Annotated in this window: 11 protein-coding genes, 2 rRNA genes and 1 riboswitch; of the genes, 12 read left to right on the top strand and 1 reads right to left on the bottom strand. The window is 67.0% G+C overall.

Features of this window, described 5'->3' with window-relative positions; all coding sequences use genetic code 11:
- The 12 genes from AB0436_RS13345 to AB0436_RS13290 all read left to right on the top strand — a co-directional run.
- Positions 1-74: ribosomal RNA gene (locus tag AB0436_RS13345) — 23S ribosomal RNA — on the top strand; the annotation flags it as partial.
- Between the two features lie 79 nt (positions 75-153).
- A 5S ribosomal RNA gene (gene rrf, locus AB0436_RS13340) occupies positions 154-270 on the top strand.
- A gap of 170 nt (positions 271-440) precedes the next feature.
- Positions 441-1,049, top strand: coding sequence for a CDP-alcohol phosphatidyltransferase family protein (locus AB0436_RS13335; protein WP_365859241.1), 609 nt, complete (start codon positions 441-443; stop codon positions 1,047-1,049).
- Positions 1,050-1,162: 113 nt separating this feature from the next.
- Positions 1,163-3,658, top strand: a complete 2,496-nt coding sequence (locus AB0436_RS13330) for a mannose-1-phosphate guanyltransferase (protein WP_366467934.1) — start codon at positions 1,163-1,165, stop codon at positions 3,656-3,658.
- Between the two features lie 97 nt (positions 3,659-3,755).
- Entirely contained in the window at positions 3,756-4,676 is a 921-nt protein-coding gene (locus AB0436_RS13325; RefSeq protein ID WP_366467932.1) for a DUF881 domain-containing protein, read from the top strand.
- Positions 4,673-5,005, top strand: coding sequence for a small basic family protein (locus tag AB0436_RS13320; RefSeq protein WP_365859235.1), 333 nt, complete (start codon positions 4,673-4,675; stop codon positions 5,003-5,005). Before AB0436_RS13325 ends, AB0436_RS13320 begins: the two co-directional genes overlap by 4 nt.
- A 5-nt stretch (positions 5,006-5,010) precedes the next feature.
- Complete coding sequence (locus tag AB0436_RS13315; protein ID WP_366467931.1) at positions 5,011-5,916, top strand: DUF881 domain-containing protein; 906 nt, start codon at positions 5,011-5,013, stop codon at positions 5,914-5,916.
- An 82-nt stretch (positions 5,917-5,998) separates the two neighbouring features.
- Positions 5,999-6,943: an FHA domain-containing protein gene (locus AB0436_RS13310; RefSeq protein WP_366467971.1), complete on the top strand. Its 945-nt coding sequence runs from the start codon at positions 5,999-6,001 to the stop codon at positions 6,941-6,943.
- 16 nt (positions 6,944-6,959) lie between these two features.
- Positions 6,960-7,703 (top strand): MerR family transcriptional regulator, encoded by a 744-nt coding sequence (locus AB0436_RS13305; RefSeq protein WP_366467930.1) that lies wholly within the window; start codon positions 6,960-6,962, stop codon positions 7,701-7,703.
- Positions 7,704-7,756: 53 nt separating this feature from the next.
- Positions 7,757-8,230 (top strand): bifunctional nuclease family protein, encoded by a 474-nt coding sequence (locus tag AB0436_RS13300; protein ID WP_366467929.1) that lies wholly within the window; start codon positions 7,757-7,759, stop codon positions 8,228-8,230.
- A gap of 165 nt (positions 8,231-8,395) precedes the next feature.
- Entirely contained in the window at positions 8,396-8,989 is a 594-nt protein-coding gene (locus tag AB0436_RS13295; protein WP_366467927.1) for a MerR family transcriptional regulator, read from the top strand.
- 56 nt (positions 8,990-9,045) lie between these two features.
- A complete protein-coding gene (locus AB0436_RS13290; protein ID WP_366467926.1) occupies positions 9,046-10,500 on the top strand; it encodes a DNA polymerase IV in 1,455 nt (484 codons plus the stop codon).
- Here the strand turns inward: AB0436_RS13290 and AB0436_RS13285 are convergent.
- On the bottom strand, positions 10,419-10,793 hold the full coding sequence (locus AB0436_RS13285; RefSeq protein WP_366467925.1) for a PRC-barrel domain-containing protein: 375 nt from the start codon (positions 10,791-10,793) through the stop codon (positions 10,419-10,421). The genes AB0436_RS13290 and AB0436_RS13285 overlap by 82 nt on opposite strands.
- Positions 10,794-10,941: 148 nt before the next feature.
- A riboswitch (glycine riboswitch) is annotated at positions 10,942-11,040 on the top strand.
- The last annotated feature ends 173 nt before the right edge of the window (positions 11,041-11,213 follow it).

Below are 11,213 nucleotides of genomic sequence, written 5' to 3'. Positions count from 1 at the left end.
GGTTGATAGGCCAGATGTGGAAGCCCGGTAACGGGTGGAGCTGACTGGTACTAATAGGCCGAGGGCTTGTCCTCAGTTGCTCGCGTCCACTGTGTTAGTTCTGAAATAACGAACGACCGTGATGTCACCCGGTGTTGGTTAATTTCATAGTGTTTCGGTGGTCATTGCGTTAGGGAAACGCCCGGTTACATTCCGAACCCGGAAGCTAAGCCTTTCAGCGCCGATGGTACTGCAGGGGGGACCCTGTGGGAGAGTAGGACGCCGCCGAACAATTATTGTGGGGAGCCCCGCACCGTATGGTGCGGGGCTTTTCCGCGTTCCGGACCTTCTGGGCTCCTGAGGCCGACAGAGGCCTTCTGCGCCCCCTGTGCCCCGGCCGGCAATCACTGCGGGTAGGGTCAGGGGGCATCGTTCGTACGTTCCTCACAGGAGGCCCCCGGGTGGAGGTCCAGGAGACCCGTGTTCAGACGGACCGGGTCCTCACCATCCCCAACATTCTCAGCATGGCGCGCCTCGTCGGCGTGCCGGTCTTCCTGTGGCTGATTCTCCGCCCCGAGTTCGGCGGCCCCAAGAGCGATGGCTGGGCGCTGCTCGTGCTGATGCTCAGCGGCGTGAGTGACTACCTCGACGGTAAGCTCGCCCGCCGCTGGAACCAGATCAGCAGCCTCGGGCGACTGCTCGACCCCGCGGCTGACCGTCTCTTCATCCTTTCCACGCTGGTCGGCCTCACGTGGCGTGAGATCCTGCCGCTTTGGTTGACCGCCGCACTATTGGCCCGCGAGCTGATGCTTCTGGTGATGGTGGGAATCCTTCGCCGGCACGGCTATCCGCCGCCCCAGGTGAACTTTCTGGGCAAGGCGGCCACGTTCAACCTGATGTACGCGTTTCCGTTGCTCCTGCTGAGTGATGGGACCGGTTGGCTCAACACTGTCGCGGCGATCTTCGGATGGGCGTTCGCAGGGTGGGGTACAACGCTCTATTGGTGGGCAGGAGTGCTGTACGTGGTACAGGTCCGCCGACTGGTCAAGGCGGACGCAACAGCCGATTGAACTCGTCGATGCGCGCCGCGCGGTGTGGGCGGATAGCGTAGGAAGCCCGAATGTCCTGACCGGACGAGTGAAGTCGGCTGGACCGTCGTCTCTTCAAGGAGGACGCTTCCGACATGAAAGCTGTCGTGATGGCCGGCGGCGAAGGCACGCGTCTTCGCCCAATGACTTCGAGCATGCCCAAGCCGCTCCTACCGGTGGTCAACCGACCGATCATGGAACACGTGCTGCGGTTGCTCAAGCGGCACGGGCTCAATGAGACGGTCGTCACCGTGCAGTTTCTCGCCTCCCTGGTCAAGAACTACTTCGGTGACGGCGAGGAGCTCGGTATGGAGCTCACGTACGCCAACGAGGAGAAGCCTCTCGGCACTGCAGGCAGTGTCAAGAACGCCGAAGAGGCACTGAAGGACGACGCCTTCCTCGTCATTTCCGGAGATGCGCTCACAGATTTCGACCTGACTGACCTCATCAATTTCCATAAGGAAAAAGGTGCACTTGTCACGGTGTGCCTGACCCGAGTGCCGAATCCGCTCGAATTCGGCATCACCATCGTCGATGAACAGGGAAAGGTCGAGCGCTTCCTGGAGAAGCCGACCTGGGGTCAGGTCTTCTCGGACACGGTGAACACGGGCATCTATGTGATGGAGCCCGAAGTCTTCAATTATGTAGAGGCCGATGCCTCCGTCGACTGGTCGGGCGATGTGTTCCCGCAGTTGATGAAGGAAGGCAAGCCGATCTACGGATATATCGCCGAGGGCTACTGGGAGGACGTCGGAACTCACGAGAGCTACGTCAAGGCCCAGGCCGACGTGCTCGAGGGCAAGGTCGACGTGGACATCGACGGCTTCGAGATCTCGCCCGGCGTCTGGGTCGCCGAGGGCGCCGACGTGCACCCGGACGCCGTCCTCCGGGGACCGCTCTACGTGGGTGACTATGCCAAGATCGAAGCCGACGTGGAGATCCGCGAACACACCGTCGTAGGCTCCAACGTGGTCGTCAAGACCGGTGCGTTTCTGCACAAAGCCGTTGTGCACGACAACGTGTACATAGGGCAGCACAGCAATCTCCGCGGCTGTGTGATCGGCAAGAACACCGACATCATGCGGGCAGCCCGCATCGAGGACGGTGCGGTGATCGGTGACGAGTGTCTGGTCGGCGAGGAATCGATCATTCAGGGCAATGTGCGGGTATATCCCTTCAAGACCATCGAGGCTGGTGCTTTCGTCAACACCTCGGTGATCTGGGAATCCCGCGGACAGGCACATCTCTTCGGCGCCAGAGGCGTCTCCGGGGTCCTCAATGTCGAAATCACGCCGGAACTCGCGGTGCGGCTGGCCGGGGCATACGCCACCACGCTCAAGAAAGGCTCCACGGTTACCACGGCACGCGACCACTCACGTGGCGCGCGTGCTCTGAAGCGAGCGGTGATCTCCGCCCTCCAGGCCAGCGCGATCGATGTGCGGGACCTGGAGAACGTGCCGCTGCCCGTAGCGAGACAGCAGACCGCGCGGGGTAGTGCGGGCGGCATCATGATCCGTACGTCGCCCGGCGTGCCCGACTCGGTGGACATCATGTTCTTCGACGAGCGCGGTGCCGACCTCTCGCAGGGCGGCCAGCGCAAACTCGACCGGGTATACGCCCGACAGGAATACCGCCGAGCGTTTCCGGGCGAGATCGGAGATCTGCACTTTCCGGCGAGCGTTTTCGACTCGTACACCGGATCGCTGCTCCGGAATGTCGACACGACAGGGATCGCTGAAGCCGGCCTCAAGATCGTCATCGACGCGACCAACGGCAGTGCAGGCCTGGTGCTGCCCAGTCTGCTCGGACGGATCGGTGTCGACGCGCTGGTCATCAACCCGGGCCTCGACGAGTCCCGGCCGACGGAGACGGTCGACTCCCGCAGGTCCGGCCTGGTGCGCCTGGGCGAGATCGTAGCGTCCGCGCGGGCGTCCTTCGGCGTGCGGTTCGACCCTGTGGGCGAGCGGCTTTCCCTCGTCGACGAGCGCGGAAAGATCATCGAGGACGACCGGGCGCTGCTGGTGATGCTGGATCTGATCGCGGCAGAGCGGCGCAGCGGGCGGGTGGCTCTTCCGGTCACCACCACGAGAATCGCCGAGCAGGTCGCCGCTTATCACGGGACGCAGGTGGAGTGGACGACGACGTCGCCCGACGACCTGACCCGGGTGGGCCGTGAGGACGGCACGATTTTCGGCGGGGACGGCCGCGGCGGCTTCATCGTTCCCGAGTTCAGCAGTGTCTTCGACGGCACCGCGGCCTTCGTCCGGCTGATCGGGCTGGTTTCTCGTACTCAGTTGACCGTCAGCCAGATCGACGCCCGCATTCCGCGTGCTCACGTACTGCGTCGTGACCTCGCCACCCCCTGGGCCGTCAAGGGTCTGGTGATGCGCACGGTGGTGGAGGCCGCAGGAGACCGCGCAGTGGACACCACGGACGGTGTGCGGGTGGTGGAGCCGGACGGCCGCTGGGTGATGGTGCTGCCGGCCCCGGCCGAAGCGGTCACTCATTTGTGGGCGGAAGGCCCGGACGACGCGTCCGCGCAGGCGCTGCTCGACGAGTGGGCAGCAGTGGTGGACAGCGCAGGTCACTGAGGCAGCCACGGTGTGCCGGACAGGGCGTTCACCTGCCCTCCGGCACACCGGTGGGGCCATTGGGTACGGGATGGCGTGACGTGCGACGATGTGCGGCATGTCGCAGCAGCCCCCCATTCGGAGCACATCCCCGCCTCGGCGCCCCGATGCGTCGATGTCGCTGCTGACCAACGTGATGGACCACAGCCTTGACGACGGTTACGCCGAGGCGACGGCCCGACGCAGGGCCGAGGGGCGAGCGGGGATGTCGCGCTCGCTGCGCGCCAAGCTGGGCCTGGCCGGGGGGCTGCTCCTGGCTGCCGTCGTCGTGACAGTCGGGGCCGCGCAGGCGCGGGTCACCGCCCCCGTGGTGGCCAAGGAGCGGCAGGAACTCATCGATCGGGTCGAATCGGAGACCGCGTCGGCGGACACGGAGCAGAAGAAGGTCGACAGCCTCCGCGACGAAGTGAGCGCACGGCAGCGCAAGGCACTGGAGAAGCACGGCGGCGACCAGGGCGAGTTGGTGGCCCTGCTCGCCGGCGCGACGGCCGTCCAGGGGTCGGGTGTGAAGCTTGTGATCAATGACGCGAAGGACACCGACCAGAGCGGTGGCGGCGGACCGCGGGAGACCAGTGACTTCTCCGACACCGGCCGGGTGCGGGACCGCGACATGCAGCAGTTCGTCAACGGCCTGTGGCGGTCCGGTGCCGAGGCGATCGCCATCAACGGGCAGCGTCTGACCGCCCTGTCGGCGATTCGCGCGGCCGGTGACGCCATACTGGTCGACAACAGGCCGTTGGTCCCGCCGTACACGGTGCTCGCGTTGGGGAACGGGAAGCACCTCGGCGCCGCGTTCCAGGACAGCGCGGGGGGCCGGTATCTGCAGGTGCTGAAGGACAGCTACGGCATTCGCGCCACCATGTCCGAGCAGGACGAGGTGCGCCTTCCCGCGGCCGCGAGCCTGATCGTACGCACAGCAAAGCCGAAGGCCGCCGATACCGACAAGGGCGCGGCACACACAGGGAAGGGCACATCGTGATCGCCGTATTGGGCCTCGTCGTGGGAGTCGTGGTCGGACTGTTTGTCCGGCCCGAAGTGCCGGCGATGGTCGAGCCCTATCTGCCGATTGCCGTCGTTGCGGCGCTCGACGCGGTCTTCGGCGGCCTGCGGGCCATGCTCGACGGGATCTTCGTGGACAAGGTTTTCGTGGTCTCGTTCCTGTCGAACGTCGTCGTCGCCGCACTGATCGTCTTCCTGGGCGACAAGTTGGGCGTCGGCGCGCAGTTGTCCACCGGTGTGGTGGTGGTGTTCGGCATCCGCATCTTCTCGAATGCCGCGGCCATTCGCCGGCATGTATTCCGGGCGTGAAACCGATGAGCAACGAAGACACACCTGAGGAAACCCCCGCGACGACACCCGCGCCGCCCCCGGAGGGATCCGCGCAGCTCCCGGAGGGGCGCGCGGAAACCCCGGAGAGAGACGCGGAAACCCCGGCGGCTCCGGAGACGGAGCCGGCCGATCCGGGTGGAATCGCCCCGGGATCAGGGCCGTTGGGCGGGCGGACGGGTCGGCAGCGGTTGCTGGCCGGGTTGTGGCCGCCGCGTCTCTCGCGGGCACAGCTCATCGTCGCTTTGCTGCTGTTCGTGCTGGGGCTGGGCCTGGCGATCCAGGTCCGCTCCACCAGTGACAACAGCGCGTTGCGCGGTGCACGTCAGGAGGACCTGGTACGCATTCTTGACGAGCTGGACAATCGGACCCAACGCCTCGAGGACGAGAAGCAGAGTCTGCAGACTCAGCGCGCTCAGTTGGAGAGCAGTTCGAACCAAGCTGACGAAGCCCGGAAGCAGACCCAGGAGAAGGCCCGTCAGCTCGGCATCCTGGCCGGCACGGAAGCGGCACAGGGGCCCGGAATCACCCTTTCCGTCAACGACCCGCACGGCACGGTGGAGGCGGACATGCTGCTCGACACGATTCAGGAGCTGCGGGCCGCCGGGGCGGAAGCCATCCAGATCAACGATGTCCGGATCGTGGCCGACACCTATTTCGCCGACCAGGGCGGCGGCATCAGCGTGGACGGGAAGAAGGTCAGCCCGCCGTACACGTTCGAGGTGATCGGCAAGCCGCAGGATCTGGAGCCCGCGCTCAATATTCCGGGCGGAGTGGTGCAGACTCTGGAGAAGGAGCAGGCCACCGCCACCGTGACCCGGTCCGAGAAGATCGTCGTGGACGCCTTGCGACCCGCGAAGCGGCCTGACTACGCTCGGTCGTCCTCGCAGTGAGGCAGGGGAACGTGAGGGCTGCCGGACGCGGGCATCAGGTTGCGGGGGGTCGGCGCGGCGTAAGCGTGGTACGTGGTGGAAACTGTCTGGTGGATACGGACGTTGTAGGGATGTCCGGTTCGGCAGGTGTGTTCGTAGAGAGTTCGTCCTGCCCCACGGGCGGGTCTGTTTCGGTCAAGGGGAATCGCCCGTGAAGTTGTTTGGGAAGTTGTTCGGCAAGAGTGCCCGCGAGGACAGTGCCAACAGCACGGCACGGCACCGCGCCCCGCGCAGTGCGGAGGGCGACGACCAGGGCGCCGAGCGCCCGTTGTTCCGCGATGAGCTCGGTCGCCCGGGCGGCGATGTCCCGGGCGACCGCGGCGCGTCGTCGGTTGACCCTGCCGGTGACGGCCGCATAGGTTTTGGAGAAGCGCCAACCTCACGTACAGGTCGAGGACTCACATCCGACCCGTACGCAACCAGTCCCCATGCGGGGGAGCCACGGCGGGAGGATGCGTCCATGCCGGTGTGTACGAGGTGCGGCCATCGCAATGCCGAGGCCAGCCGTTTCTGCTCCAACTGCGGAGCTCCCTTGCGCGGCGGGGTGCCCGAGCGTCCCTCGGAGACGACGTCGACCATCTCCATCTCCGGGCTCGAGGCGTACGAGGCGGAGGCGACCGGACAGACCGCATCGCCCTCGCTGTCGCCCGAAGCCCAGGCGGCCGTCGACGCTCTGCCGCTCGGTTCGGCGCTGCTCGTCGTGCGCCGGGGCCCCAATTCGGGCAGTCGCTTCCTGCTGGACGGTGAACTGACCACCGCAGGCCGTCACCCGCAGAGCGACATCTTCCTCGACGACGTGACCGTCTCGCGGCGCCATGTGGAGTTCCGCAGGGGTGCGGACGGCGGTTTCACCGTCTCGGACGTCGGCAGCCTGAACGGCACGTACGTCAACCGTGAGCGCATTGACGCGGTCGCTCTCGCCAACGGCGACGAGGTGCAGATCGGGAAGTACCGGCTGGTCTTCTATGCGAGCCAGCGGAGCGTGTGACCCTCAGGGAAGGTTCATGCTGCAATCACCGACAGACGGCGGTGCCGATCGAGGCACTGCCGCCGACGACCGGCTGGTGAGCATCGGCACGGTGCTCACCCTGCTCCGGGACGAGTTTCCCGAAGTCACCATTTCCAAGATCCGCTTTCTGGAGGCCGAGGGCCTGGTCGAGCCGCAGCGCACGACGTCCGGCTATCGCAAGTTCAGCGGCGACGACGTCGAGCGGCTCTCCCAGGTCCTGAGAATGCAGCGGGACCACTATCTGCCGCTGAAGGTGATCCGGGATCACCTCGACGCGCTGGGCCGCGGCGAGCAGGTGCAGCTGCCGGCCCCCGGAGTGCCCAGTGACGGCTCCCCGGGAGGTGCGGACGGCGGGACGGGAGCTCCCACCGCAGTCCGGGTGGGGAGGGACGAGCTGCTGGCCGCCGCCGAGGTAGCGGCGGAGGACCTCGCGGAGTGGGAGTCCTACGGGCTGATTTCCATGGTGCCGGAGGGCGGCTATGACGCCGAGGCGGTGAACGTCGCCAGGCTTCTGGCCGAATTGGGCCGGTTCGGTCTGGAACCGCGGCATCTGCGGGCGATGAAAGCCGCCGCCGACCGTGAGTCCGGGCTGATCGAGCAGGTGGTCGCACCGCTGCGGCTCAACCGTAATCCGCAGACCAGAGCGCATGCGGAGACGACCACGAAGGAGCTGGCGGAGCTCACCGTGCGGCTGCACGCGGCGCTGGTGCAGACCTCGCTGCGGGTCCGGTTGTACTGATCATGGGGGTGCCCGACTACCCAAACCTGCCGGGCACGTCCTAGGGTTGCTGTGTGAACGAGCTCGACGTTGTGGGTGTCCGGGTGGAAATGCCCTCCAACCAGCCGATCGTGCTCCTGCGTGAAGTGGGAGGCGACCGGTATCTCCCTATCTGGATCGGCCCGGGTGAGGCGACAGCCATCGCCTTCGCCCAGCAGGGCATGGCTCCAGCCAGGCCGCTGACGCACGACCTTTTCAAGGATGTGCTGGAAGCGGTCGGCCAGGAGCTCAGCGAAGTACGCATCACGGATCTGCGTGACGGGGTCTTCTACGCGGAGCTGGTCTTCGCGAGCGGGGTCGAGGTGAGTGCGAGGCCGTCCGACGCCATAGCGCTGGCCCTGCGGACCGGCACGCCGATCTACGGAAGTGACGGTGTGCTCGACGACGCGGGAATCGCCATCCCCGACGAGCAGGAGGACGAGGTGGAGAAGTTCCGCGAGTTCCTCGACCAGATCTCACCGGAGGATTTCGGGACCAACAGCCAGTGACCCGCCGACCGACGTGGCCGGCACATCCGGCAAGCCTTTCCCGGAAGAGCGGTACGAGAAACCACTCTTAGGGTGATTATCACTCGGCGTGCCGAGTGTGGCGATCGTTGACGCACCCCGGGTGACTGCCTACCTTCGAGAGGGCAGGTCAAGGAGGAGGTCGGCGTGAGAAGCACCGGGGACAGTACGACTGGGGGCGCCCCCGGACGAAGTCTTGGGGCGGGCGGACCGTATCCACTTCAGGGGGCCGCGACCGAACCCGTGACCGACACCGTCGGCTACCGCGGACCGACCGCGTGTGCCGCCGCCGGTATCACCTACCGGCAGCTCGACTACTGGGCGCGTACGGGGCTCGTGGAGCCGAGCGTGCGGCCGGCCCGGGGCTCGGGAAGCCAGCGTCTCTACAGCTTCCGTGACGTGGTCCTTCTCAAGATCGTGAAGCGGTTCCTGGACACGGGTGTGGCTCTCCAGAACATCCGTACCGCGGTCCGGCACCTCCGGGACCGCGATACTGCGGATCTCGACCTGATGACGCTGATGAGCGACGGCGCGACGGTGTACGAGTGCACGTCCTCCGACGAAGTGGTCGGCCTGCTCCAGGGCGGCCAGGGGGTCTTCGGTATCGCCGTCGGAGTGGTGCTGCGCGACGTGCGGAGGGCGCTCTCCGAGCTGCACGGTGAGCGGATCGACACCGGCGAGACACTGATCGGCCACAACCCCGCGGACGAACTGGCCAGACGGCGTAACCGCGCCGTCTGAGAGGCCACGGCTGCGCGGCAGCCCCATTGTCAGTGCCATAGGGCAGCATCGGTGGTGTGAGAGCCGCGCCCACCATTCTGCATCTGGACATGGATGCCTTCTTCGCCGCCGCGGAACAGGCGGCGAAGCCGAGCCTGCGCGGAAAGCCGGTGGTCGTCGGCGGACTCGGCCCACGCGGCGTCGTCTCCACCGCTTCGTACGAGGCCCGCCGCTTCGGGGTCCACTCGGCGATGCCGATGGCGCAGGCCCGTCGGCTGTGTCCTAACGCGGCCTATCTGGTGCCACGGTTCACCCTGTACCGCGAGGTGAGCAACCAGGTGATGGAGCTGCTCGGACGGCTCTCCCCGCTCGTCGAACCGCTGAGCCTCGACGAGGCCTTCGTCGATCTGGAAGCCGGCGGGGTGGCCGACGACACGACGTCCGCGCGGTGCGTCGGCGAGCAGTTGCGCAGAGACATCCTGGTGGTCACGGGGCTCAGTGGATCGGTCGGCCTGGCCGGTTCCAAGATGCTGGCCAAGATCGGCTCCGAGCGGGCCAAGCCGGACGGACTGGTACTGATCGAACCGGGCACCGAGCGGGAACTGCTGGCCCCGCTGAGCGTGCGTACGCTGCCGGGCGTGGGCCCCGCCACCGGCGAACACCTGAGGCGGGCCGGGATGACGACGGTCTCGCACCTGACGGAGGCCGGCGAAGGCGAATTGGTGCGACTGCTCGGCAAGGCGCACGGCGGATCGCTGTACCGGATGGCGGTCGGGTACGACGACCGCCCCGTGGTCGCCGAGCGGGACGCCAAGTCGGTCTCCGTCGAGGACACCTTCGACGTGGATCTGCACGACAGGCTGCGGGTGAAGTCGGAGGTCGGCCGGCTGGCGGACCGGTGTGTGCAGCGGTTGCGCGCTGCGGGGCGCTCGGGCCGGACAGTGGTCCTCAAGGTGCGCAGATACGACTTCTCCACGCTGACGCGTTCCGAGACCCTCCGCGGGCCCACCGACGACCCTTCCGTGGTGCGTGAGGCCGCCAGCCGGTTGCTCGAGGCGGTGGACACCACGGGAGGGGTCAGGCTGCTGGGTGTGGGCGTCACCGGGCTCGCCGACTTCACCCAGGAGGATCTGTTCGCCCAGGCCGCCGCCGAACGCGCCGCAGAACCGGAGCCGGAAGGCGAAGCGGCCCTCCCGAGCACCGACGAGACACCGGCCGAGGAGCCACAGCCGCCCGCCCCGCGCCGTTGGCCCGCCGGGCATGATGTGCGGCACAGCGCGTACGGGGCCGGGTGGGTGCAGGGCAGCGGAGTGGGGCGGGTGACGGTGCGGTTCGAGGAGCCGTGGTCGGCGGGGCCGGGCCGGGTGCGGACGTTCGGCGTCGACGACCCCGATCTGGAACCGTCGGAGCCGCTGCCGCTGGTGCGGGTGGTCGAGGCCGAGCCGGACGATCAGCCTTCGCCGCCGGCGAGCCGGCCGAAGTCACGGTCGGGGGACGGTGTGGGAGCCGGTGCCGAGACATCGAGACCGTAGTGGTGGTAGAGCTGAAGCTCCTGTTCCGGGGAGAGATGCCGGCCGACACCGAAATCCGGCGCGTCCTTGATCAGAGTCCGGTCGAAGGGGACCCGCAGCGCCTCCTGCACCACCTCGCTGGGTGCCAGCGGCACGAAGGCGTCCCTGCTGAACAGGCCGGTGCGGACGGCCGCCCATTCGGGTGACCCCGTGGCGTCGTCGAGATAGACCTCGTCCACCGTGCCTATCTTGAGACCGTTGCGGTCGAATGCCTTGCGGCCGATCAGGTTGCGCGGATCGATGTCGGTCTGCACGGTCCCTCCAACTGGTCGCAACTGCTCGGAACATCCCCCACGGATCTGCACCCCCACGGATCCGTATCCCCTACAGAAGTGCAGATGCCGGGCATCGGCCACTCGAACACAGTGGATCTGCGGCGCTGGTAGGCTGGCCAGTGGCTACTGACCCCGCGCGGGAGAGTCCTCCGGAGGAAGTGTCCGGAGGCGCCGAAGGAGCAAATCCTCCCCGGAATCTCTCAGGCACACGTACCGCACGGACGAGGTCACTCTGGAAAGCAGGGGCGGGCATCGGACGGGCACGTCCGGAACCCCTCCTCACCGACGGTGAAAGCCGGCACGTCCCCGGACGGCCGGTGAAACTCTCAGGTTGAGATGACAGAGGGGGAGGCCGTCCGGGTACCCGTGCCGCGGTACCTCTCGCAGGTCGTATCGACC

Source organism: Streptomyces sp. NPDC051322 (genome assembly GCF_040689485.1).
Lineage (GTDB): Bacteria > Actinomycetota > Actinomycetes > Streptomycetales > Streptomycetaceae > Streptomyces.
Note: the sequence above shows the minus strand (reverse complement) of the source record. Positions and strands in the feature narration are given on the sequence as shown.

Coding starts and splice junctions, on each gene's coding strand:
- AB0436_RS13305 (WP_366467930.1), top strand. CDS start 6,960: ATGCTGCAATCACCGACAGACGGCGGTGCCGATCGAGGCACTGCCGCC.
- AB0436_RS13315 (WP_366467931.1), top strand. CDS start 5,011: ATGAGCAACGAAGACACACCTGAGGAAACCCCCGCGACGACACCCGCG.
- AB0436_RS13325 (WP_366467932.1), top strand. CDS start 3,756: ATGTCGCAGCAGCCCCCCATTCGGAGCACATCCCCGCCTCGGCGCCCC.
- AB0436_RS13330 (WP_366467934.1), top strand. CDS start 1,163: ATGAAAGCTGTCGTGATGGCCGGCGGCGAAGGCACGCGTCTTCGCCCA.